Annotated in this window: 22 protein-coding genes; 13 read left to right on the forward strand and 9 right to left on the reverse strand. The window is 71.6% G+C overall.

Features of this window, described 5'->3' with window-relative positions:
- Positions 1-71: 71 nt before the first annotated feature.
- The 5 genes from KUA19_RS01660 to KUA19_RS01680 all read left to right on the forward strand — a co-directional run bounded on the left by KUA19_RS01660 (position 72) and on the right by KUA19_RS01680 (position 5,424).
- Positions 72-674 (forward strand): DUF4126 domain-containing protein, encoded by a 603-nt coding sequence (locus KUA19_RS01660; RefSeq protein ID WP_217394107.1) that lies wholly within the window; start codon positions 72-74, stop codon positions 672-674.
- A 93-nt stretch (positions 675-767) separates the two neighbouring features.
- Positions 768-1,028: a hypothetical protein gene (locus tag KUA19_RS01665; protein ID WP_217394109.1), complete on the forward strand. Its 261-nt coding sequence runs from the start codon at positions 768-770 to the stop codon at positions 1,026-1,028.
- Between the two features lie 10 nt (positions 1,029-1,038).
- Positions 1,039-2,049: a hypothetical protein gene (locus tag KUA19_RS01670; RefSeq protein WP_217394111.1), complete on the forward strand. Its 1,011-nt coding sequence runs from the start codon at positions 1,039-1,041 to the stop codon at positions 2,047-2,049.
- A gap of 61 nt (positions 2,050-2,110) precedes the next feature.
- Complete coding sequence (locus KUA19_RS01675; RefSeq protein ID WP_217394655.1) at positions 2,111-4,771, forward strand: FtsK/SpoIIIE domain-containing protein; 2,661 nt, start codon at positions 2,111-2,113, stop codon at positions 4,769-4,771.
- On the forward strand, positions 4,768-5,424 hold the full coding sequence (locus tag KUA19_RS01680; RefSeq protein ID WP_217394113.1) for a hypothetical protein: 657 nt from the start codon (positions 4,768-4,770) through the stop codon (positions 5,422-5,424). The genes KUA19_RS01675 and KUA19_RS01680 overlap by 4 nt, the downstream gene beginning before the upstream one ends.
- On the opposite strand, the gene KUA19_RS01685 is transcribed toward KUA19_RS01680, so the two are convergent.
- Positions 5,417-7,411: an ethylmalonyl-CoA mutase gene (locus KUA19_RS01685; protein WP_217394115.1), complete on the reverse strand. Its 1,995-nt coding sequence runs from the start codon at positions 7,409-7,411 to the stop codon at positions 5,417-5,419. The genes KUA19_RS01680 and KUA19_RS01685 overlap by 8 nt on opposite strands.
- A 127-nt stretch (positions 7,412-7,538) precedes the next feature.
- Here KUA19_RS01685 and KUA19_RS01690 point away from each other — a divergent pair, with 127 nt between their 5' ends.
- The 3 genes from KUA19_RS01690 (at position 7,539) to KUA19_RS01700 (ending at position 10,079) form a co-directional block, all read left to right on the forward strand.
- Positions 7,539-8,402: an ABC transporter ATP-binding protein gene (locus tag KUA19_RS01690; protein WP_308167271.1), complete on the forward strand. Its 864-nt coding sequence runs from the start codon at positions 7,539-7,541 to the stop codon at positions 8,400-8,402.
- Positions 8,403-8,475: 73 nt separating this feature from the next.
- On the forward strand, positions 8,476-9,291 hold the full coding sequence (locus KUA19_RS01695) for an ABC transporter permease (protein WP_217394117.1): 816 nt from the start codon (positions 8,476-8,478) through the stop codon (positions 9,289-9,291).
- On the forward strand, positions 9,249-10,079 hold the full coding sequence (locus KUA19_RS01700) for an alpha/beta hydrolase-fold protein (protein ID WP_308167272.1): 831 nt from the start codon (positions 9,249-9,251) through the stop codon (positions 10,077-10,079). Before KUA19_RS01695 ends, KUA19_RS01700 begins: the two co-directional genes overlap by 43 nt.
- 159 nt (positions 10,080-10,238) lie before the next feature.
- On the opposite strand, the gene KUA19_RS01705 is transcribed toward KUA19_RS01700, so the two are convergent.
- Positions 10,239-11,087 (reverse strand): 3-hydroxyacyl-CoA dehydrogenase family protein, encoded by an 849-nt coding sequence (locus tag KUA19_RS01705; RefSeq protein WP_217394119.1) that lies wholly within the window; start codon positions 11,085-11,087, stop codon positions 10,239-10,241.
- 160 nt (positions 11,088-11,247) lie between these two features.
- On the opposite strand from KUA19_RS01705, the gene KUA19_RS01710 reads away from it, so the two are divergent.
- Complete coding sequence (locus tag KUA19_RS01710) at positions 11,248-11,562, forward strand: hypothetical protein (RefSeq protein WP_217394121.1); 315 nt, start codon at positions 11,248-11,250, stop codon at positions 11,560-11,562.
- A gap of 121 nt (positions 11,563-11,683) precedes the next feature.
- Here KUA19_RS01710 and murA read toward each other — a convergent pair whose 3' ends face one another.
- Positions 11,684-12,973, reverse strand: a complete 1,290-nt coding sequence (gene murA, locus KUA19_RS01715) for a UDP-N-acetylglucosamine 1-carboxyvinyltransferase (protein ID WP_217394123.1) — start codon at positions 12,971-12,973, stop codon at positions 11,684-11,686.
- Between the two features lie 82 nt (positions 12,974-13,055).
- Between murA and KUA19_RS01720 the strand changes: the two genes are divergently transcribed.
- Genes KUA19_RS01720 through KUA19_RS01735 form a run of 4 tightly spaced genes read left to right on the forward strand, consistent with a single transcriptional unit; the run spans position 13,056 to position 15,839 of the window.
- Positions 13,056-13,634, forward strand: a complete 579-nt coding sequence (locus KUA19_RS01720; RefSeq protein ID WP_217394125.1) for a cob(I)yrinic acid a,c-diamide adenosyltransferase — start codon at positions 13,056-13,058, stop codon at positions 13,632-13,634.
- The gene (locus KUA19_RS01725) at positions 13,631-14,011 is read left to right on the forward strand and encodes a VOC family protein (RefSeq protein WP_308167273.1); all 381 of its coding nucleotides are present in this window, start codon (positions 13,631-13,633) and stop codon (positions 14,009-14,011) included. Before KUA19_RS01720 ends, KUA19_RS01725 begins: the two co-directional genes overlap by 4 nt.
- A 48-nt stretch (positions 14,012-14,059) precedes the next feature.
- Complete coding sequence (locus KUA19_RS01730; protein WP_217394128.1) at positions 14,060-15,031, forward strand: ATP-binding cassette domain-containing protein; 972 nt, start codon at positions 14,060-14,062, stop codon at positions 15,029-15,031.
- A 31-nt stretch (positions 15,032-15,062) separates the two neighbouring features.
- A complete protein-coding gene (locus tag KUA19_RS01735) occupies positions 15,063-15,839 on the forward strand; it encodes an ABC transporter permease (protein WP_217394130.1) in 777 nt (258 codons plus the stop codon).
- Between the two features lie 97 nt (positions 15,840-15,936).
- Here KUA19_RS01735 and KUA19_RS01740 read toward each other — a convergent pair whose 3' ends face one another.
- From KUA19_RS01740 to atpA, 6 genes are all read right to left on the reverse strand, one after another.
- Positions 15,937-16,356: a DUF2550 domain-containing protein gene (locus KUA19_RS01740; RefSeq protein ID WP_217394132.1), complete on the reverse strand. Its 420-nt coding sequence runs from the start codon at positions 16,354-16,356 to the stop codon at positions 15,937-15,939.
- Between the two features lie 31 nt (positions 16,357-16,387).
- On the reverse strand, positions 16,388-16,669 hold the full coding sequence (locus tag KUA19_RS01745) for a F0F1 ATP synthase subunit epsilon (RefSeq protein WP_217394134.1): 282 nt from the start codon (positions 16,667-16,669) through the stop codon (positions 16,388-16,390).
- Positions 16,670-16,786: 117 nt separating this feature from the next.
- Complete coding sequence (locus tag KUA19_RS01750) at positions 16,787-18,070, reverse strand: LCP family protein (RefSeq protein ID WP_217394136.1); 1,284 nt, start codon at positions 18,068-18,070, stop codon at positions 16,787-16,789.
- A 91-nt stretch (positions 18,071-18,161) separates the two neighbouring features.
- On the reverse strand, positions 18,162-19,589 hold the full coding sequence (atpD, locus tag KUA19_RS01755) for a F0F1 ATP synthase subunit beta (protein WP_217394138.1): 1,428 nt from the start codon (positions 19,587-19,589) through the stop codon (positions 18,162-18,164).
- On the reverse strand, positions 19,589-20,518 hold the full coding sequence (locus tag KUA19_RS01760) for a F0F1 ATP synthase subunit gamma (RefSeq protein ID WP_217394139.1): 930 nt from the start codon (positions 20,516-20,518) through the stop codon (positions 19,589-19,591). Before KUA19_RS01760 ends, atpD begins: the two co-directional genes overlap by 1 nt.
- A 2-nt stretch (positions 20,519-20,520) precedes the next feature.
- The gene (gene atpA, locus KUA19_RS01765) at positions 20,521-22,155 is read right to left on the reverse strand and encodes a F0F1 ATP synthase subunit alpha (protein ID WP_217394141.1); all 1,635 of its coding nucleotides are present in this window, start codon (positions 22,153-22,155) and stop codon (positions 20,521-20,523) included.
- Positions 22,156-22,171: the final 16 nt, after the last annotated feature.

The raw sequence follows: 22,171 nt of genomic DNA on the forward strand, positions 1-22,171 counted from the left end.
GACCCAGCCTAGGCGATGGGCCCTGCGGCGCCCGAAACGCGGTGTCGCCCGAATGGTGCCATGCTTGGACGGTGCTTGAACTTCTGACCGGTACCGGTCTGGCCACGGCGGCGGGGCTCAATGCGTACATCCCGCTGATGGTGGTCGGCCTGCTGGCCCGCTACACCCACCTGATCACGCTGCCGGGCCCCTGGCACTGGCTGAGCAACGGCTGGGTGTTGCTGATCCTCGCGGTGCTGCTGGCGATCGAGTTCGTGGCGGACAAGATCCCGGCGGTGGACAGCGTCAACGACGTGGTGCAGACCGTGGTCAGACCGACCGCGGGCGGTATGGCCTTCGCCGCGGGCTCCGGTTCGCAGACGGTGACGGTGGAGAACCCGGCCGATCTGTTCACGCAGAAGATGTGGATACCGATCGTCATCGGCGTGCTGATCTCGCTGACGGTGCACGGCACCAAGGCGGTCGCGAGACCCGCGCTGAATCTGGCCACGGTGGGTGTGGCCGCCCCGATCGTGTCGACCGTCGAGGACACCGCGAGTGTGAGCCTGTCGGTCGTCGCGATCATCGTCCCGTTCCTGGTCATCTTCGGCGTGGCGTTGCTGGTCTGGCTGGCCGTGGTGGCTGCGCGCAAGCGCCGGGAACGACGGGCCGCCCGGGTACTGTCACGAAAGTAACAATGCTCGCCAGGCGTGGCGAAAGGCGTTTAATCGGGGTAAAACGGCATACTCTCGGAGGTTCATTCCATCTGATTCCCCCATGGAGGTGCCGTGGCCAGCGTCGCCGAGGTCAAAGCCGCCATCGATGCCGCCATGCTGCATGTGCAGGAAGGCCAGGACGCGGTGCGCTCGGCCAACGACCGGCTCGGTGAGGCGCAACTCAGCCTCGCCACCGCCGTCGAGGGATCCGGCCACGAAGCTGTCACCGCCGCCCAGGCGGCACTGGCCCAGGCCGCCACCGAACTCGAGGAATGCCTGACCGCGACGCTGCGCGCGGTCGAGCAGGCCGAGTCGTACGTCGCGACGCTGTGAGGCGCAGGGCATGAGTCTCGTCGAAGATCTGGCCGACCAGCTCCGCCTCGCCCGCGAGGAGCTGCCACTGCCACAGGTGGCCGGGGCGACCGAACGACTGCGTACCGCGTCGGGCCTGCTGGCCTGGGTGCTGCACCACAGCGCCACGCCGGTCGCGGTGCCCGACCTCAGCCGCGCCGTCGAGCGCCTGGAGCACGCCGCCGCCGCGCTGCGTGTCGCCCAGGACTCCCTGGACGAGTACGCGCTGGTGCTGGGCATGCCCGTCGACGCCCACCGCCGCACCGACGACGGCTGGACCGCCGCCGTTCCGGTGCAGGCCGGACGGGGTGCGGCCGCCCGCGCCGCCGCCGACTGCGGCCTGTCCGACTGGTGGGGCGAGCGCATCGCCACCGTGACCGGCGAATCCTTCGCCGTCGACACGCTGGCCGACGACCGCGCCGACGCCGCCCAGTCCACCGCCGAGCTGCTGCGCCGCTGCGCCCGTGCCGCGCTGGACGGCGACCGCCGCCGCCTGCACCGCCACCTCGCCGCCGCCGGGCCCGCCGTCGGGCTGGGCCTGGCCGCGATCGCACCGCCGCTGGTCCGTCACCTCGCCGCCGAACTGGTCGGCTACCCGCCCCGGCTGGAGGATCTGGCCCGAGTGCGGCGCGCCGCGCTGCCGCTGTCCGCCGAACTGCTGCCGCAGCTGCCCGCCGAGGCGGCCGAGGAGATCGTGGCCCGGATCTGCCACGCCCGGACGCACCGGCCCGTCGACCGTACGCCGACGCATCCGGTCGACGCCGCCACCGCGGCCGCGCTGCTGGTCGCCGCGATGCTGCGCGCCACCGGCCGCGACGCCGACGCGCTCACCGAGATCATCGAGGCCGAACGGGTCGCCGCCGGAGCCGCCCAGCAGCGGGCCAGCGAGCGGGCCGAGGCGCACCGGGCCGCGCTACGCATCACCGACAGCGGCCGCCGGCGCTCGGCCGTCGACGAGCTGGGGCGGGCCACGCAGCCCCCCAAGCGCCGCAGCGGTGGCTGAGCCGCCGCTGCCCGACGATCCCGCGCCCCGCTCCGCCGACACCCGGCAGGGCGGCCGCGGGATCGTCGCGGCCGTACGCCGGGAACTGGCCGCCGCGCGCCACGCCGCGCGCGCCGCGCAGGCCGCCACGGTCACCGCCCGCATCGCCGCCAGCGAGCAGCTGGAAGCCGTCCGCCGCTCGGCCCCCCGGCGCCGCCAGGAGCTGCAGGACGCGCGCGACGCCGCCCGCGCCGAGGCGCAGACCCGCTGGCAGCGGGAGACTGGCAAGCTCACCGGCACCCTGCGCGAACTGGCCGAGGCCGCCGCGCCGGGCGCCGCGGGCAGCCTCTGGGCGACCTGGCGCCCCGGTGCCAAACCCGACCAGCAGACCGGCTTCGCGCCGGGGCTGCTGCGCATCGGCGTGCTCGGCCACGAGCCCGGCGCCGACGCGCCGCCCGCGCTGGTGCCGCTGCTGGACGCGGCCCATCTGAGCCTGTCCGGCGACGCCACCGCCACCGTCGACGGCCTGATCGGCGCGCTGCTGCTGCGCGCCCTGGCCAGCGTCCCGGCGGGCGCGCTCCGGGTCACCGTGTACGACCCTGGCCAGCTCGGCGGCGCCCTGGCCGGGCTGGCCCCGCTCGCGGCGGGCGGCATGATCACATACCTGGGGCCGGGCGGCCTCGCCCCGCTGCTCGACGACCTCGCCGAGCAGATCCGCCGCATCAACGAGAACGTGCTGGGCGGGGTCTACCTCAGCGTCGCCGAACTGGCCGCCGAGACCGGCCGCCGCCCCGAGCCGTGGCGGGTGGCGGTGCTGCTGGCCGACCCGAACGGCGCCGAGCTGAGCCGGGCCGAGCGCGCGCAGCTCCACCGGGTGGCCCGCAGCGGGGTCGCGGCGGGCGTACACCTGATCAGCCGGGGCTTCGACCTGGCCGCCGACACCGGCGTCGAGTCGATCACCATCGGCGCCGGCGCCGCCCGGACCAGCCTGACCGGCGAGATCCCGGTGCAGCTCGACCCGCCGCCGAACGCGACCCTGCTCACCGGCGTCTGCCGGGCCCTGGCCGAGCAGGCCACCGCCGGGCCGCCGCCGGTGCCGTTCGCGGCGCTGCTGCCCGAGCAGCCGTGGCAGCAGTCCTCGGCCGAGGCGCTGCGCGCGCCGATCGGCGAGGGCACCGACGGCCGCCTGGTCGAACTGGTGCTCGGCGACGACCCGCCGCACGCGCTGATCGGCGGCCCGTCCGGTTCCGGCAAGACGAACCTGCTCTACTGCTGGCTGGCCGCGCTGACCACCCGCTACTCCCCCGACGAGCTGGCGCTGTACCTGCTGGACTTCAAGGAGGGCGTGTCCTTCGCCCGGTTCGCGCCGGGCACCCGCGATCCGAGCTGGCTGCCGCAGGTACGCCTGGTCGGCGTCAACGTCAACGCCGACCGCGAGTTCGGCCTGGCCCTGCTGCGGCACCTGGCCGACGAGCTCAAGCGCCGCGCCGCCGCCGCCAAGGCGCACGAGGCCACCAAGCTGGCCGAGCTGCGCGCCGAGGACCCGACCGGCAACTGGCCGCGCATCGTCGCCGTCATCGACGAGTTCCAGGTGCTGCTGGGGGCCCGCGACGCGGTCACCACCGAGGCGGTCAACCTGCTCGAAGACCTGGCCCGGCGCGGCCGCTCGCAGGGCATCCACCTGGTGCTGGCCAGCCAGGACGTCTCCGGCATCGAGGCCCTGTGGGGCCGCTCCGGCCTCGTCTCGCAGTTCACGCTGCGGATCGCGCTGCCCAAGGCGCGGCGGATCCTGTCCGACGTGAACCTGGCCGCCGAGCTGATCCCCCGCTGCCATGCCGTGGTCAACGCCGACTCGGGCGTGCCCTCGGCCAACACCGTGGTCCGGTTGCCCGACGCGGGCGACCGCGGCACCTGGCTCAGCCTGCAGGAGCAGCTGTGGCTGGCCCGTACGCCCGGCAGCGAGCCGCCGCGGCTGTTCGACGGCGACGCCCGGCCCCTGTTCCCGCTGCTGCCGCCCACCCCCGACCCGGAACTGCTCGCCCGGCTGGGCGCGGTCGCGCTGCTCGGCGAGACCATCGACGTCGGCGGCCGACCGGCCACCCTGCGGCTCAACCGGGCCCCCGGCCGCAACCTGGCCGTGCTCGGCACCCGGGTCGAGGAGGCCTGCGCGATCCTGCTCGCGGCCGGGCACGCGCTGGCCGGGCAGCACGCCCCGGGCACGGCCCGGTTCAGCCTGCTGTGCCTGGACGACGACGCGACCACCGCCGCGAAGTCGCTGCACGCGCTGGTCGCCGCCCGCCACCGCTGCGACTGGTACGCCGTCGACGACGTGCACGCCCTGCTGCGCGCCGCGGCCGCCGACACCGACGAGACCCCGCACTACGTGTTCGGCTTCGCCCTGGACGCGGTGCACGACCGGCTCGCCGCCAAGCCCGGACCGGGGCTGCCCAGCGGGCACGAACTGCTGCGCACGGTGCTGACCCGGGGACCGGAACGGCGTACCCACCTGCTGGGCTGGTGGCGCACCGTCGCCCGGCTGCGTGACGACCTGGGCGGCGTCGGGGCCCGCTTCGACACCATCGGTGCCTGGGTCGCGCTCGACGTGCACGGCCCCGAGCTGTCCCCGCTGTACCCGCAGGCGGGCGGCCCGGCGTGGGCGCCCCGAACCGGCCGGGCGCTGCACTTCGACCGGGCCGTGCACCAGCGGCCGCAGCTCGTCATCCCGTACGAGGTGGCGCCGTGACCTCGACCCCAGCGGCCCGCTACCGCGCCCTGATCGCCGACCTGGTCGCCGCCTCGCGCCGCCATGAGACCGCGCTCGCCGCGGCCAACCAGTCCCACGCCGACGGCGTCGCCACGGTCGAGCACGACCTGGCCGCCGCCGAGGACGCCGTGGTCGCCGCCGGGGCACGCGCCGCGCACGCGCAGAAGGTGATGGCCCAGACAGACCTGGCCGCGGGTGCCCTGTGGGACGAGCTCAAGGAGGTACGCGGCCGCCGCGGCCGCCGGCTCGGGCCGACCCCGGCGCCGGTCCCCGCACCGGGCACCCACGAGGGCACGATCCTGGACCCGATCGCGCTGCTGGAGGCGGCCGCCGCCCGCATCGACCGCGCCCGCCGCGGCGGCGAACCGCTCCCGCCCCTGGTCCTGCCGCTGCTGTTCGCCGTGGGCGCGGTGTGCTCGGCCGCCGTCGCCCTGCTCGGCCTGACCCTGCAGACCTTCGGCCCGATCGGCTTCGTCAGCGGCTGGCTGCTCATCCTGGCCGCCCCGCTGGCAGGCCTGGTACCCGCCCGCGACCTGGCCGACCGTTACTGGGGCGCCCGCCTGGACCCCGGCGCGACCGCCCTGGTAGCCATAGCCGGCATGCTCTCCACCGCCGCCCTCACCCTCACCTGACCTGGCTGAGGGTGGCGTCGCGGACGACGGTGACCAGCTCGTCCATGATGTCGGTGAGGCCGAAGTCCTTGGGCGTGAAGACGCGGGCGACACCTGCCTCCAGGAGGGTGACCGCGTCGTCGTCGGGGATGATGCCGCCCACGACCACGGGCAGGTCGGGCAGGCCCGCCTCACGCAGGCCGCGCAGGACCGCGGGGACCGCGTTGAGGTGGGAGCCGGACAGGACCGACAGGCCGACCAGGTCGACGTCCTCCTGCACCGCGGCGGCGACGATCTGCGCCGGGGTCAGCCGGATGCCCTGGTAGACGACCTCGAACCCGGCGTCGCGGGCCCGTACGGCGATCTGCTCCGCGCCGTTGGAGTGCCCGTCCAGGCCCGGCTTGCCGACCAGCAGTCGCAGCCGTTCCCGCCCCAGCTCCCGGGCCGTGGCCCGGACCCGCTCCCGGACTCGGACCAGCTCCGCGTCGGCGCCACCGGAGACGCCGGCCAGCCCGGTCGGCGCCCGGTACTCGCCGAACACCTCGCGCAGCACGCCCGCCCACTCGCCGGTGGTCACACCCGCGCGCACGCAGGCCAAGGTGGCTTCCATCAGATTGGCCCGCCCGGCGGCTTCGGCGCGCAGCCGGTCCAGCGCCTCGGCGGCGGCCTGCGCGTCGCGCCGCTCGCGCCACTGCCGCACCGAGGCGATCACCGCCTGCTCGGCCGCCGGGTCGACCTGCTCGATCGCCTGCGCTCCGGCGGCCGTCAGCGGGGACGGCTCGGTCTCGGTGTACCGGTTGACGCCGACGACCACGTCCTGCCCCGACTCGACCCGCCGTCGCCGGTGGACCAGGGAGGAGACCAGCGCGCTCTTGAGGTACCCGGACTCCACCGCCGCCACCGGCCCGCCCAGGTCGAGGATCTGCTCCAGCTCGCGGCGCGCGCCGGTGACGATCTCGTCGACCAGCGCCTCGACCACGTGCGACCCGGCGAACAGGTCGGGGTACTCCAGCAGGTCCGATTCGAAGGCGAGCACCTGCTGCAGTCGCAGCGACCACTGCTGGTCCCAGGGGCGGGGCAGGCCCAGCGCCTCGTTCCAGGCGGGCAGCTGCACCGCGCGGGCACGCGCGTCCCGGGACAGGGTCACGCCCAGCATCTCCAGCACGATGCGGGCGACGTTGTTCTCCGGCTGCGACTCGGTCAGCCCGAGCGAGTTGACCTGTACGCCGTAGCGCAGCCGCCGCTGCCTGGGGTCGGTGACGCCGTACCGGTCGCGGGTGATCTCGTCCCAGAGCCGGGTGAACGCGCGCATCTTCGCCATCTCCTCGACGAAGCGCACTCCGGAGTTGACGAAGAACGAGATTCGCTGCACCACGTCGCCGAGCCGCTCGGGCGGGACCTGGCCGCTGTCGCGCACCCGGTCGAGCAGCCCGACCGCGGTGGCCAGCGCGAAGCCGACCTCCTGCACGGGCGTGGCCCCGGCCTCCTGCAGGTGGTACGAGCAGATGTTGACCGGGTTCCAGGCGGGCGCGTGGGTGACCGTCCACGCGACGACGTCGGTGGTCAGCCGCAGCGACGGGCCGGGCGGGAAGATGTACGTCCCCCGGGACAGGTACTCCTTGATGATGTCGTTCTGGGTGGTGCCCGCGAGCCGCGCCGGGTCGGCGCCCTGTTCCTGGGCGACCGTGACGTACAGCGCGAGCAGCCACATCGCGGTGGCGTTGATGGTCATGCTGGTGTTCGCGGCGGCCAGGTCGATGCCTTCGAACAGCGCGCGGGCATCGCCGAGGTGCGCCACCGGCACGCCGACCCGGCCGACCTCGCCCGCGGCGAGCTCGTGGTCGGCGTCGTACCCGGTCTGGGTGGGCAGGTCGAACGCGACCGACAGCCCGGTCTGGCCCTTGGCCAGGTTGCGCCGGAACAGCGCGTTCGTCGCCGAGGCACTGGAGTGGCCGGCGTAGGTGCGCATGACCCAGGGACGGTCTCGATCGGCGAGGCGAGGTTCCATACGCCGATGCTAAGTGAACGTTCAGTAACTTGATCCGGTGAACAATGTCACTGGTGGGCGAGTCGTCCAGATCTCCCCGTACCCGCGGTGTGCGAGGCCTTGTGCGGCCTAGGCGTATCGTGCGCGTGTGACTGACGAGGAGCTGGCTATCAGCGTTTCCGGTCTGCGCAAGTCCTATCGGGACAACCAGGCCGTCGCGGGAGTGGATCTCACGGTACGGCGCGGCGAGGTGTTCGCGCTGCTGGGCCCGAACGGCGCGGGCAAGACCACCACCGTGGAGATCCTGGAGGGCTTCCGCCAGCGCGACGGCGGCGACGTGTCGGTCCTCGGCGTCGACCCGGCCAAGGCGGGCGCCGACTGGCGCAAGCGCATCGGCATCGTGCTGCAGGGCACCGGCGAGTTCGACGAACTCAAGGTCGGCGAGGTGGTGCGCCACTTCGCCCGCTTCTACCCGAACGCGAACGACCCGGCCGAGGTGATCGAGCGGGTGGGCCTGAGCGACAAGGCGGGCTCCCGCACCCATACGCTCTCCGGCGGCCAGAAGCGCCGCCTGGACGTGGCCCTGGGCATCATCAACCAGCCGGAGCTGCTGTTCCTCGACGAGCCCACCACCGGTTTCGACCCGGCGGCCCGGCGCGAGTTCTGGGACCTGATCCGCCAGCTGTCGCACCAGGGCACCACGATCCTGCTCACCACGCACTACCTGGACGAGGCCGAGGCGCTGGCCGACCGGGTCGGCGTGATCAATCGCGGCGCCATGGTCGCCGTCTCCACCCCGGCCGAGCTGGGCGGGCGACACCAGGCCACGGCCCGCGTCGGCTGGCGCGAGGACGGCCAGGCACGCTTCGAGCAGACCGACCACCCCACCGACGCGGTACGGCGGCTGTCGGAGCGTTTCGGCGGCGAGGTGCCGGAGCTGACCGTCACCCGGCCGACGCTGGAGGACATCTACCTGGAGATGCTGGGCGAGAAGGAGCAGGCGGCAGCATGAGCGAGCGGAGCGAGCGAATCATGGAGCACAGCGACACAGCTCATGGCGAAGGCGCGCGAAGCGGGGCTTCGGCATGAGCGACAGTGGGGTGAGCCTGGCCCTGGCGCAGGGCGGCATCGAGTTCAAGCAGTTCGTGCGGACCCGCGAGTCGCTGGTCTTCACGCTGCTGTTCCCGGTGATGCTGATGCTGATCTTCGGCTCGATCTTCAGCAGCACGGTGATCACCCCGCCCGGGGTGTCGCCCGCGGTCACGCTGTCGCAGTACTTCGTCACCGGCATGATCGCCTCGGGCATCATGGCCACCGGCTTCCAGAACCTCGCCATCACCATCCCGATCGAGCGGGACCGTGGCGTGCTCAAGCGCTACCGCTCCACGCCGATGCCGAAGTGGATCTACTTCGCGGGCAAGATCCTGTGCGTGGCGGCGCTGGCGCTGCTGTCGATCGTGCTGCTGCTCGCGGTGGCCGTGGCGTTCTACGACATCACGCTTCCCGATACCGGCCAGAAGTGGTTCACCTTCGCCTGGGTCAGCGTGCTGGGCCTGACCGCGTGCACGCTGTGCGGCATCGCCTTCTCCGGCGTGGCCAAGTCCGGCCGCTCCGGCCCGGCCGTCGTCACCCCGATCGCACTGATCCTGCAGTTCACCTCCGGTGTCTTCTTCAACTACGCCGACCTGCCGCACTGGATGCAGCAGTTCGCCGCGATCTTCCCCCTCAAGTGGATGTGCCAGGGCTTGCGCTCGGTCTTCCTGCCCGCCGACTTCGCCGCCCAGGAGGTGGGCGGCTCGTATGAGCTGGGCAAGGTCGCCCTGGTCCTCGCCGCCTGGTGCATCGGCGGCCTGGTGCTGTGCCTGCTCGGTTTCCGCTGGACCACCCGACGGGACGGCTGATGGACCGCCGCCAGGCACTCCTGCTGGGCGGCGCCGCCCTCGGCCTCACCGTCGCCGGGGTCGGCACCTGGCGGGCCTTCGCCGACGACACCGACGACGACGGCTTCGAGCTGATCCCGGACGTGCCGCTGGGCGACGAGCGGCTGGAGCAGCGCGACTCCGCCGCCCGGGGCAGGCAGGTCGACTTCTACACCGCGGTGCCCGAGGGGCACGGCGACGGCAGGGGCCTGCCCGTCGTGCTGGTGCTGCACGGGGCGTCGGCGACCGCCGCCGACTTTCCGCGCTTCGGCTTCGGCCGGTTCCTCACCGACGCGGTGCGCCGCGGCATCCCGCCGTTCGTGCTGGCCGGGGCGACCGGCGGGCGCCTGCGCTGGGAGCCGTCCGGCGCCGACGACCCGCGCCGGATGGTCGCCGAGGAGCTGCCCGCCTGGTGCGACCAGCGCGGCTTCGACGTGAGCCGGATCGCGCTCTGGGGCTGGTCCATGGGCGGGTACGGGGTGCTGCGTACCGCCGAGGTGTCCCCCACCGCCTACCGCGCGGTCGCGGCGTTCTCGCCCGCCGTGGCGCGGGGCGACAGCGTCTTCGCCGACGCGGCGAAGCTCGCCGGGCTGCCCGTGTCGCTGTGGTGCGGCCGCCAGGACGGCTTCTGCCCGGCGGTGCGCGAGCTGGCGGGCCGGATTCCCGGCGCGAAGGCGGCGTACGCCGAGGGCGCCCACACCCGCCGCTACTGGAACACGGTCACCCCGGCCGCCTTCGACTTCCTCGGCCACACCCTCTCCCCCGCCTGACCCGACACCCCGCCCACCTTCAATCGACGTTCGGCCCGGCTTGAATCGACGCTGGCCTATCCAGAAGACGAATCAGCGAAAATCGTCCTCTAGATAGGCCAGCGTCGATGCTAAGCGGGGTGGGGCCGGGCTTGCTCGGCGTAGGCGCAGTGCCCGTGGTCAGTACTGGTAGAAGCCCCGCCCCGACTTGCGCCCCAGCTCACCCGCGGTGACCATGCGCTGCATGAGCTCCGGCGGGAAGAACTTCGGGTCGGCCGTGTCGGTGTGGATGTTGCGGGCCGCGTGCGCCAGGATGTCGATCCCGGTCAGGTCCGCCGTCGCCAGCGGCCCCATCGCGTGCCCGAAGCCCAGCTTGCAGGCGGTGTCCAGGTCCTCCGGGCTGACCACGCCCGACTCGACCAGCTTGACCGCCTCGACCACCAGCGCGGTGATCAGGCGGGTGGTCACGAACCCGGCCACGTCCCGGTTCACCACGATGCAGGTCTTGCCGATGCCCTCGGCGAAGGCCCGTACGGTGGCCAGCGCCTCGTCACTGGTACGCAGCCCGCGCACCAGCTCGCACAGCCGCATCATCGGCACCGGGCTGAAGAAGTGGGTGCCCACGACCTGCTCAGGCCGCTGGGTGACGGCCGCGATCTGGGTGATCGGGATGGCCGAGGTGTTGGTGCCGAGCACCGCGTCCGGCTTGCAGATGCGGTCCAGGGCCCGGAACACCTCCTGCTTGATCTCCAGCCGCTCGAAGACCGCCTCGATCACGATGTCGGCCTCGGCGGCGGCGTCAAGGTCGGTGGTGGTGGTGATGCGGTCGAGGGCTTCCTGGGCGTCCTGCTCGGTGATGGTGCCCTTGGCCGCGAACCGGCTCAGTGACTTGCCGATGCCGTCCAGGCCGCGCGCGGTCGCCGCGTCGTCGAGGTCGCGCAGCGTGACCTGCCACCCCGCCTGCGCCGCCACCTGCGCGATACCGGAGCCCATGAGCCCGGCTCCGATCACCGCGAGCTTCCCTGCCATTGTCCAAGCCTCCCGAGTACGTCGTCCCGTCGAGCCTAAACGATCGCTCAGGTGGCCTCGACAGGCCTCTTGCTGATTGTGCGTTGCCGGAAATGCGAATGTGCGCCGCCCGAAACCCGAATGTGCGTACATGAACGCAAGGCGGGTGCACACTTGGGTCATGCCTGAGAGCGCATATCTCGCCGGGCCTATGGTGGCGATCCTGACGATCGCCGTGCTGGCCGTGATCCTCTACCGCGGCTTCCAGCACGACGAGCAGACTCCCGCACCGGTGGCGCCGACCGCCCCGAGCACCGACGACTACGGCCTGCTGGCCAGCGTCGCGGTGGTCCGTACGCTCGCCGACGCGACGCTACTGCGCGAGCACCTGCACAGCGCCGGAATCCGGGCCACCCTGGCCACCGCGCCGGACGGGCGCATCCGGATCCTCGTCTTCGCCGACGAGGTCATGCGCGCCCGCCGCCTCGTCGGATAACTCACGTCGCCCGCGGTAGCGGCCGCGCCATGCCGTCCGGAGCGAAGCATCGGTGCCGTCCGGAGTGAAGCGCAGGACGGCACCGGCCAGGGCCGCGGTAGCCGGCGAGCATGTCACAGCCTCAGAAGCCGTACTCCGGATCTGCCGGGGCCTCGGCCCGCTCCACCTCGACGCCCAACGACCGCAGGTCGTTGGCGAAGTCCGGGTAGCCGCGGTCGATGTGGTGCACCGCCCGGATGGTGGTCACCCCGTCGCCGCACAACCCGGCGATGACCAGCCCGGCCCCGGCGCGGATGTCGCTGGCGCTGACCTCGGCGCAGGACAGCGTCGACCGCCCGCGAACCATCGCGTGGTGGCCCTCGATCCGGATGTCGGCGCCCAGCCGCTTGAGCTCCTCGGCGAACATGAACCGGCCGTCGAAGATGTTCTCGGTGATCAGCGAGACGCCCTCGGCGACGGCCGCCATGCCGATCGCCATCGGCAGGAGGTCGGTGGCGAAGCCCGGAAACGGCAGCGTACGGACGTCGACGGCGGCGGGTCGGTCGGCCATCCGCACCCGGAACCAGTCCGGCCCGTAGTCGACGGCGCCGCCCGCCTGCTGGATCTTGTCGAGGGCGATCTCCAGCCAGCGCGGGTCGACCCCGCGCACGGTCACGTCGCCGCGCGTCATGGCCGAGCCGAAGGCCCAGGTCCCGGCCACGATCCGGTCGCCGATGGTGGCGTGCCGGACCGGCTGGAGCTGGTCCACGCCGTGCACCACCAGTTCCGAGGTGCCCGCGCCCTGGATCCGCGCGCCCATGGCGATCAGCATCTGGCAGATGTCGACGATCTCCGGCTCGCGCGCCACGTTGTCTATCACCGTGGTGCCGCGGGCCAGCACCGCCGCCATGAGCAGGTTCTCGGTCGCGCCGACGCTGGGGAAGTCGAGGCTGATCCGCGCGCCGTGCAGGCCCGAGGGCGCCTCGGCGACCACGAAACCGTGCTCGCCGCTGATGTCGGCGCCCATCTTGGCCAGGCCGGACACGTGCATGTCCAGGCCGCGCGAGCCGATCGCGTCACCGCCGGGGTGCGCCACCCGCACCCGGCCGCAGCGGGCCAGCAGCGGCCCGAGCACGCAGATCGAGGCGCGCAGGCGCCGCACCAGCTCGTAGTCAGCCTCCGGGTGCAGTCGCGCGGGCACGCTGATCCGCACCTGGTCGTCCTCGAACCCCACCTCGGCGCCGAGCCGTCGTAGCACCTCACCCATCAGGGCGATGTCGGTGATCCGCGGCACATTGCTGATCACGCTCTCGCCCTCGGCCAGCAGTGCCGCCGCCATCAGCTTGAGCGCGGAGTTCTTCGCGCCGACCACGCCGACCTCGCCGGCCAGCCGTACGCCGCCCCTGACCCGGATCACGTCCACGTCGGCCATCGTAGAAGCCGGATCACCGATTCGCGCGCCCAGTGACGCTCCTCTGGACTCACCGCCACCCACCACCATTAGGCTCGCTGTCATGGCTGTTCACCTCACCCGCATCTACACGAAGACCGGCGACGCCGGCACCACCGCGCTCGGCAGCGGTGAGCGCGTGGCCAAGACCGACCCGCGCATCGCCGCGTACGCCGATGTGGACGAGTGCAACGCCGCGCTGGGAGTCGCGCTCGCCCTTGGCAACTTAGCTGATGATGTCCGCGAGGTGCTGGTGCGGGTCCAGAACGACCTGTTCGACGTGGGCGCCGACCTGTGCAACCCCATCACCCCCGACCCCAAGTACCCACCGCTTCGCATCACCGAGGACTACGTCACCCGCCTGGAAGGCTGGTGCGATGAGTTCAACGCTCGGTTGTCCAAGCTGGATTCGTTCATCCTGCCGGGGGGTACGCCGGGAGCGGCACTGCTGCACGTCGCCCGCACCATTGCCCGCCGGGCTGAACGCAGCTCGTTCGCCCTGCTGGCGGCGGATGCGCCACGCACCAGCCCGCTGAGCGCACAGTACCTCAACCGGCTGTCCGATCTGCTGTTTATCCTCAGCCGCGTGGCGAACTCCAACGGCACTGCCGACGTCAAGTGGGTGCCCGGGGCCAACCGGTGATCCATCACGTCGAGGTCTGGGTCCCCGACCTGGCCGAGACCGAACGCTCCTGGGGCTGGCTGCTGACCGAACTCGGCTGGACCGAGTTCCAGCGCTTCCCCGGGGGCGTCTCCTGGCGGCACGGCACCGGCTACCTGGTCTTCGAGCAGTCTCCGGCGCTGACCGGCGACCGCCACGACCGCTGCGCACCGGGGCTCAACCACCTCGCCCTGCACGCCGGGGCCCGCACCGACGTCGACCGCCTGGTCGAGCAGTCCAGCGCGTACGGCTGGACGCTCATGTTCCCGGAGAAGCACCCCTTCGCGGGCGGCCCCGACACCTACGCCGCCTACCTGCACGACACCCAGGGGTATGAGGTGGAACTCGTAGCGGGCTGAAAACGGCGATCCGGCTCGCGGAAATGCCCCGGTGGCTACCGTGAGGCCATGGCCGATGCGATCGTCGCCGAGGGGCTCGCAAAACGGTACGGCCAGGTCAAGGCGCTGGCCGGGCTGAGCCTCAGCGTGCCGCAGGGCACCGTGCTCGGTCTGCTGGGGCCCACCGGCGCCGGCAAGACGACCACGGTACGCATCCTCGCCACGCTGCTGCGGCCCGATCAGGGCCGCGGCTTCGTCAACGGCATCGACGTCGTGGCCGAGCCGGAGCACGCGCGCCGCCACCTGGGCGTGAGCGCCCAGCAGACCGCCGTCGACGGCTTCCTCACCGGGTTCGAGCAGTTGGAACTGGTCGGGCGGCTGCACCGGCTGGGCCGCCGCCGGGCCCGCTCGCGGGCCGAGGAGCTGCTGGAGCGGTTCCACCTGGCCGAGGCCGGGTCGCGGGCCGTACGCACGTACTCGCTGGCCATGCGGCGCCGCCTCGACCTGGCGGCGGCGCTGGTCGCCGCGCCGCCGGTGCTGCTGCTCGACGAGCCCACCCTGGGCCTGGACCCGCGCGGGCGGCTGGGCATGTGGGACGTGCTCGGCGAGCGCGTCCGCGCAGGCTGCACGCTGCTGCTGTGCACCGCGCAGCTGGACGAGGCCGACCAGCTCGCCGACGAGATCATCGTGATCGACCGGGGCCGGGCCATCGCCGGGGGCACCCCGGAGGAGCTGAAGCGCCGCATCGGCGGCGAGCGCATCCAGGTCGTGCTCGGCAACCGGGCCGAGACGCAGGTGGTCGAGGACATCCTGAACCGGGTCTGCGGCGGCCAGGCGGTCGTGCTGCCCGACCAGCACCTGGTCCAGGCCCCGGTGACCAGCGGCGCGCAGGCGCTGATCGAGCTGGTGCGGCGACTGGACGCGGCCGGGATCGAACCGGTCGACATCGGCATCCACCGGGCCAGCCTGGACGACATGTTCCTCAAGCTCACCGGCCAGACCGCGACGCCGACGGTGGCCGAGGAGGAGGCCCGGACGTGAACGAGCGAACCACGCCGCACCGGGCCGCGTCATGAGCGAGCTGGGCGCGATGCTGGCCGACAGCGCCGTGCTGGCGCGGCGCAACCTGCTGCGGGCCTGGCGGCTGCCCGGACTGCTGCTGCTCGCCGCCGGGCAACCGGTGGTCATCGCACTCTTCCTCGGGTATGTCATCGGCCCGGTGCTCGCCGTCGCCGACTACCGCGACTTCCTGCTGCCGGGCGTGTTCACCCAGGCGGTGGCGTTCGCCGGCGGCCTGACCGCGGTCGGGCTGGCCGCCGACCGCCGCCGGGGGGCGCTGGACCGGTTCCGCGCCCTGCCGATCTCGCGCTGGTCGCTGCTGTTCGGGCACGTCGGCGCCAGCCTGGGCCCGCAATTGCCGGCGGTGGCGGTCACCATCGCCACCGGCCTGGTGATGGGCTGGCGGATCGACACCGGCGCCGCCCGCGCCGCGGCCGGGTTCGCGCTGCTGCTGGCGTTCGGTCAGGCTGTCGCGTGGGTATCGGTGGTGCTGGGCCTGGCCGCGCGTACGCCCGTGCGGGCCCGTCGGCTCGGCCTGGTCTGGACGTACCCGTTCGTGCTGGTGTCCTGCGCGTTCCTGCCCACCGCCGAGCTGCCCGGCTGGCTGCGCCCGATCGCGGAGTGGAACCCGGTCTCGGTGGTGGCGACGGCGCTGCGCGCGCTGTGGCACGGTTCCGGTCCGTGGCCGACGGCGGCAGCGCTGTCGGCGCTGGCCTGGATCGTCGGGCTGCTGGTCGTGGCGATTCCGGTCGGCTATCGGATGCTGTCACGCCCGGCCGGGCCGTCCTGATCGCGTCACGCTTGTGGGCAAGATCCTGAATCGTGGACGCCAGGTGCTGCCATGGCGACACCCAGCGTCCACGAAAACGGATCATGGCCGAGAGCGGTCAGGTGGAGTAGGGCGCCGCGGCTTCCAGCCAGGAGAGGAAGCCGGTCACGGTGTGCAGCGGCATCGCGATCTCGACCGTGGTCTGCGAGTCGGCGCACTGCAGCACCACCCAGTCGGCGGGCACCAGCATCGCCTCGTCCTGGGTCGGCGGGCGGCGGCTGACGACGGTCAGATCCCGCCGGGAGAGCGTGCGCCGGGGGCGGGGCGACAGGCTGAACATCCGGTACCAGCGCAGGTAGTCCCCGCGAAACTGGGCGAAGCCCGGGGCCCAGCCGCGCCCGCCCGGACGCTCACGCAGGCGCAGGTAGAGCTCGACCGTGCCGTGTCGGCGCGCGAAGATCTCGCGGCGCACGAACAGGAAGGCCAGCAGCGCGAGCGCGACGACGAGGATGATGGCGACTGCCTCGAGCAACCTCATCGTCGGCGTTCCGGGCGGCGCGTCGGTCGGCTCAGTGGCGAGCGGACGCGGCGACCGGGAGGGCGGTCTCGGCAAGCACCGTCACCGACTCGGCGGTCACGGAGAGGAAACCGCCGTTCACCTCGTAGACCAGCTCCTCACCGCCCTGGAGCTTGATCCGCACCGTGCCCGGCACGATCTGGCCCAGCATCGGCGCGTGGCTCGGCAGCACGCCCAGCTCGCCCTCGGTGGTGCGGGCGATGACCATCTCGGCCTGCCCGGACCAGACCTTCTCCTCGACGGCAACGAGCTCGACCTGGAGCAGCTTGGCCACGATGACTCCTCAGTGCCTAGGGTGGTCAACCTGGCGTGCCAGGTCGCGAGATGGATGTACCGGCGAGTCTAGCCAAAGGTGATCGGCGACCGGCAGCAGGACCGGCTCACTGTGACGTCATCGTTGGAGCATCTCCGGGTGCATGAACAGGAACTGCTCCACCGTGCCGTCCCCGACCGAGGTGAGGAACGTACGGGACGGGTAGTCGAGCTGCTCACCCAGGTACTGGTACTTCTTCTTGGGCTTGTCGTCCTTCTTCTTGTCCTTGTCGCCCTTGTCGTCGGACTTCGCGTCGTCGTCCTTGGGCGCCTCGTCCCCGTCGTCCGCCTTGTCCTCGTCGTCGGACTTGGCGTCCTTGTCCTCGACCCACCTGCCCACCCCGCCGCCGAGCAGCTTCACCATCACGATGTTCTCCGGCCGAATCTGCCGCAGCGCGAAAGCCCAGTCCAGCATCGAGTAGCCGCGGCCGCTGAAGGTGACCGAGTCGCCCGCCGCGCGCAGCACCCGGTCCAGCTTGATCGGGTCGGACAGCACGTCGCCGCTGGCGCCCTTGTTGACCATCGCGCGGATCACCTGCTGCTGGTGACGCTGGCGGCCGTAGTCGCCGTCGGCGATGTAGCGCTGCCGGGCGAAGTCCAGCGCCTGCCAGCCGTTGAGGTGCGCGTGGCCGGGCTCGTACGTCATCTGGGGGCCGATGTAGCCGTTGGCACTGCGCCCCGGCTTGCGTTTCTCCCCGTCGGGCTGCATGTGGATCGACACGACCTGCTCGTCGATCGTGAGGTCGATGCCGTCGAGCGCGTCGATGATGTGCCGGAATCCACTGAAGTTGACGATCGCGCCCGCGTCGAAGCGCGGAATGCCGGTGTATCCGCTGACGGTCGCGGCCAGCAGCTCGAAGCCCTGGGCGTAGTTGGCCCGCCGGTCCCCCGGCACCTGGGCGCCGAAGAACATCGCGTGCGCGAGCTTCTCGGAGGCGCTGCCGCCGTAGTTCGACTTCGGGAACGCCGGAATGGGCACCAGCAGGTCACGCGGCAGCGAGAACAGGTAACCGCGGTCCAACCCGGCCGGGATGTGCATGATCAGCACGGAGTCGGCGCGCGGGATCCAGTACGGGTCGCTGTGCCGTGGGTCGATGCCCGCCAGCAGGATGTTCAGCGGACCGTGCAGGTCCTCGATCGGCTTGGGCTCGACCGCGACCCGGGCCTCGGTCGGCTGCTCGTCGCCGAACAGGTCCGCCTTGTGCACGGCGCCCTCGTAGCGGGCGATCAGGCGGTCCACGGTGACCAGCGAGGCCCCGCTCAACAGCATGAGCACCGTGCCCGCCAGCACGCTCCAGCGGGCCCACCGGGCCGCCTTGCGCAGCTTCTTCGTCGCCGTCTCGGTCGCCGTCTTCGTCGCCACGAAGTGGACAACGAGGTCGAACCCACCCGAGGTATGCCGAAGGCCCCGCTCCCAGGAGGGAACGGGGCCTTCGAACCGACTTCGCTGAGCCTTACTTGGTCAGCTCGCGGTAGTTCTTCTCGAGGTCGTCGAGGCCACCGCACATGAAGAAGGCCTGCTCCGGGACGTGGTCGTACTCGCCCTGGGAGATCTTCTTGAACGCCTCGACGGTCTCCTTCACCGGCACGGTCGAACCCTCGACACCGGTGAACTGCTTGGCCGCGTAGGTGTTCTGCGACAGGAAGCGCTCGATCCGCCGGGCGCGGGCCACGGTGATCTTGTCTTCCTCGGAGAGCTCGTCCATACCGAGGATGGCGATGATGTCCTGCAGGTCGTTGTACTTCTGCAGGATCCGCTTCACCTCGGAGGCGACGGCGTAGTGCTCGGCACCGACGTACTCCGGGGCCAGGATTCGCGAGGACGAGGCCAGCGGGTCCACGGCCGGGTAGATGCCCTTGTCGGACACCTTGCGCTCGAGGTTGGTGGTCGCGTCCAGGTGGGCGAAGGTGGTCGCCGGCGCCGGGTCGGTGTAGTCGTCCGCGGGCACGTAGATGGCCTGCAGCGAGGTGATGGCCTGGCCACGCACCGAGGTGATGCGCTCCTGGAGCTCACCCATCTCGTCGGCGAGGGTCGGCTGGTAACCCACGGCGCTGGGCATACGGCCGAGCAGCGTGGACACCTCGGAACCGGCCTGCGTGAAGCGGAAGATGTTGTCGATGAAGAGCAGCACCTCCTGCTTCTGCACGTCGCGGAAGTACTCGGCCATGGTCAGCGCGGACAGCGCGACCCGCAGACGGGTGCCCGGGGGCTCGTCCATCTGGCCGAAGACCAGCGCGGTGTCGCCGAGCACGTTCGCCTCGGCCATCTCGTGGATGAGGTCGTTGCCCTCACGGGTGCGCTCACCCACGCCGGCGAAGACGGAGGTACCGCCGAAGTTACGGGCAACGCGGATGATCATCTCCTGGATGAGCACCGTCTTGCCCACGCCCGCGCCGCCGAACAGACCGATCTTGCCGCCCTTGACGTACGGGGCGAGCAGGTCGATCACCTTGACGCCGGTCTCCAGCATCTCGGTCTTCGGCTCCAGCTCCGAGAAGGCCGGAGGCTTGCGGTGGATCGGCCAGCGCTCGGTGACCTCGAGCGTCTGCCCCTTCTCGAGATTGAGGCAGTCACCGAGGACGTTGAAAACCTTGCCCTTGGTCGCGTTGCCCACCGGGACGCTGATCGGCGAGCCGGTGTCACGCACCTGGGCGCCCCGGACCATGCCGTCGGTCGGCTGCATCGAGATGGCGCGCACGACGTTGTCGCCGAGGTGGTTGGACACCTCGAGGGTCAGCGTCCGGGTGCCCTCGCTCAGGGTCACGTCGACCTGCAGCGCGTTGAACAGCTCGGGCATCGCGTCACGCGGGAACTCGACGTCGACGACCGGGCCGATGACCCGGACGACTCGACCGACGCCCGCCTTCGTGTCAGTAGTCATCATTCACTCCCCGCCGCCGCCAGCGCGTTCACGCCGCCGACGATCTCACTGATTTCCTGGGTGATCGCGGCCTGGCGGGCGGAGTTCATCTCCCGCGTCAGCGACTTGATCATGGTGTCCGCGTTGTCGGTCGCACTCTTCATCGCCTGGCGGCGGGAGGCCGACTCGCTGGCGGCCGAGTCCAGCAACGCCGCGTAGATCCGCGTGTTGATGTACTTCGGCAGCAGCGCGTCGAGCAGCTCCTCCGCGTTCGGCTCGAACTCGTACGACGGCAGCAGCTCGTCCTTGCTACCCTCGCGCTCCTCGACCTGCATGGGCGCGAAGATCTTCGTGGACGCGGTCTGCGTCATGAGCGACTTGAACTCGGTGTAGACGATGTGCAACTCGTCCACGCCCAGCACGCCGTCGGCGCCCGCCCCGTTGAGGCTGTCGTCCGCCCCGTGCACGAACGCCTGGATCAGCGTCTCGCCGACCCGGCGCGCGTCCTCGAAGCGCGGCTGCTCGGAGAACCCGCTCCAGCTCCCGGCGAGCTCGCGCCCGCGGAAGTTGTAGTAAGTGATCCCCTTGCGGCCGACCACGTACAGCGCCACCTGCTTGCCCTGCGCCTTGAGACGGGCGATGAGCTGCTCGGCGAGCCGGATCGCGTTGGCGTTGTAGCCGCCGCACAGACCCCGGTCGCTGGTGACCAGCAGCACGCCGGCCCGGTGCTCCGGGTCGCGCGGCACCAGCAGCGGGTGCTGTGCGTTGGTGTTGGACGCCAGCGCGGTCAGCACGTCGGTGATGGCGTTCGCGTACGGCAGCGAGGCCGCGACGCGCTCCTGGGCCTTGGCGATGCGGCTGGTCGCGACCAGCTCCATCGCCTTGGTGATCTTCTTCGTCGAGCGGGTCGCCTTGATCCGCCGACGAAGGACCCGAACCCCACCAGCCATGACTACTTCTTCTCAGCCACGATGCGGGTGACGGTCTCGGTGCGCTCGTCGCCCTCGAGAGCCTCGGCGTCAGCCTCGTTGATCACCAGGCTGTCCTCGGACGGCAGGAAGCCCTCCTTGAACTTGGCGATCAGCCCGTCGAGCTTGGCGGCGACGTCGTCGCTCCAGGTGCCGCCCGCGATCGTCTTGAGCACGTCCGAGTGGGAGCTGCGCAGGTGCTGCAGGAACTCCGACTCGAAGCGGCGCACCTGGGCGACCGGGATCTCGTCGAGCTTGCCCTCGGTGCCGGCCCAGATCGAGACGACCTGCTCCTCGATCGGGTACGGCGTGTAGTTCTGCTGCTTGAGCAGCTCGACCAGGCGGCCACCGCGCTCCAGCTGGGCGCGCGAGGCACGGTCCAGGTCCGAGGCGAAGGCGGCGAACGCCTCCAGCTCACGGAACTGGGCCAGGTCCAGCCGCAGGCGGCCGGAGACCTTCTTCATCGGCTTGCCCTGCGCCGAACCACCGACTCGCGACACCGAGGTGCCGACGTTGATGGCCGGGCGCACACCCGAGTTGAACAGACCCTCCTCGAGGAAGATCTGGCCGTCGGTGATCGAGATGACGTTGGTCGGGATGAACGCCGAGATGTCACCGGCCTTCGTCTCGATGATCGGCAGACCGGTCATCGAGCCCGCGCCCAGCTCGTCCGACAGCTTCGCGCAGCGCTCCAGCAGGCGGGAGTGCAGGTAGAAGACGTCACCCGGGTACGCCTCACGGCCCGGCGGGCGACGCAGCAGCAGCGACACGGCGCGGTACGCCTCGGCCTGCTTGCTCAGGTCGTCGAAGACGATGAGCACGTGCTTGCCCGCGTACATCCAGTGCTGGCCGATGGCCGAACCGGTGTAGGGCGCCAGGTACTTGAAGCCGGCCGGGTCCGACGCCGGGGAGTTGACGATGGTGGTGTACTCCATCGCGCCCGCGGCCTCGAGGGTGCCCTTGACCGCCGCGACCGTGGACGCCTTCTGGCCGATCGCGACGTAGATGCAGCGGACCTGCTTCTTCGGGTCGCCCGACTTCCAGTTGTCCCGCTGGTTGATGATCGCGTCCAGCGCGACCGAGGTCTTGCCGGTCTTGCGGTCACCGATGATCAGCTGACGCTGACCCCGGCCGATCGGGGTCATCGCGTCGATGGCCTTGATGCCGGTCTCGAGCGGCTCGTGCACGCTCTTGCGGACCATCACGTTCGGAGCCTGCAGCTCCAGCTCGCGGAAGCCCTCGTCGGCGATCTCGCCCAGGCCGTCGATCGGCGCACCCAGCGGGTCCACCACCCGGCCCAGGAACTTGTCGCCGACCGGCACGGAGAGCACGCGGCCGGTCCGCTTGACCGGCTGCCCCTCCTCGATGCCCCCGAAGGCACCCAGGATCACGACACCGATTTCGCGGACGTCGAGGTTCAGCGCGACACCCAGGGTGCCGTCGGCGAACTCCAGCAGCTCGTTGGCCATGGCCGAGGGGAGACCCTCAACCTTGGCGATGCCGTCACCGGCCTCGGTGACGACGCCGACCTCCTCGCGGGAGATCTCGGGCGCGTACGAGGAGACGAAACGCTCAAGCGCTCCACGGATCTCCTCGGACGAGATGGTCAGCTCGGCCATCCTCAGCTTCCTATCG

The organism is Catellatospora tritici (genome assembly GCF_019083965.1).
Lineage (GTDB): Bacteria > Actinomycetota > Actinomycetes > Mycobacteriales > Micromonosporaceae > Catellatospora > Catellatospora tritici.

Excerpts from the sequence above, each read along its gene's own strand:
- KUA19_RS01670 (WP_217394111.1), top strand. The coding sequence starts at position 1,039 with ATGAGTCTCGTCGAAGATCTGGCCGACCAGCTCCGCCTCGCCCGCGAG.
- KUA19_RS01685 (WP_217394115.1), bottom strand. The coding sequence starts at position 7,411 with ATGGAACCTCGCCTCGCCGATCGAGACCGTCCCTGGGTCATGCGCACC.
- KUA19_RS01695 (WP_217394117.1), top strand. The coding sequence starts at position 8,476 with ATGAGCGACAGTGGGGTGAGCCTGGCCCTGGCGCAGGGCGGCATCGAG.
- KUA19_RS01705 (WP_217394119.1), bottom strand. The coding sequence starts at position 11,087 with ATGGCAGGGAAGCTCGCGGTGATCGGAGCCGGGCTCATGGGCTCCGGT.
- KUA19_RS01710 (WP_217394121.1), top strand. The coding sequence starts at position 11,248 with ATGCCTGAGAGCGCATATCTCGCCGGGCCTATGGTGGCGATCCTGACG.
- murA (WP_217394123.1), bottom strand. The coding sequence starts at position 12,973 with ATGGCCGACGTGGACGTGATCCGGGTCAGGGGCGGCGTACGGCTGGCC.
- KUA19_RS01720 (WP_217394125.1), top strand. The coding sequence starts at position 13,056 with ATGGCTGTTCACCTCACCCGCATCTACACGAAGACCGGCGACGCCGGC.
- KUA19_RS01730 (WP_217394128.1), top strand. The coding sequence starts at position 14,060 with ATGGCCGATGCGATCGTCGCCGAGGGGCTCGCAAAACGGTACGGCCAG.
- KUA19_RS01735 (WP_217394130.1), top strand. The coding sequence starts at position 15,063 with ATGAGCGAGCTGGGCGCGATGCTGGCCGACAGCGCCGTGCTGGCGCGG.
- KUA19_RS01740 (WP_217394132.1), bottom strand. The coding sequence starts at position 16,356 with ATGAGGTTGCTCGAGGCAGTCGCCATCATCCTCGTCGTCGCGCTCGCG.
- atpD (WP_217394138.1), bottom strand. The coding sequence starts at position 19,589 with ATGACTACTGACACGAAGGCGGGCGTCGGTCGAGTCGTCCGGGTCATC.
- KUA19_RS01760 (WP_217394139.1), bottom strand. The coding sequence starts at position 20,518 with ATGGCTGGTGGGGTTCGGGTCCTTCGTCGGCGGATCAAGGCGACCCGC.
- atpA (WP_217394141.1), bottom strand. The coding sequence starts at position 22,155 with ATGGCCGAGCTGACCATCTCGTCCGAGGAGATCCGTGGAGCGCTTGAG.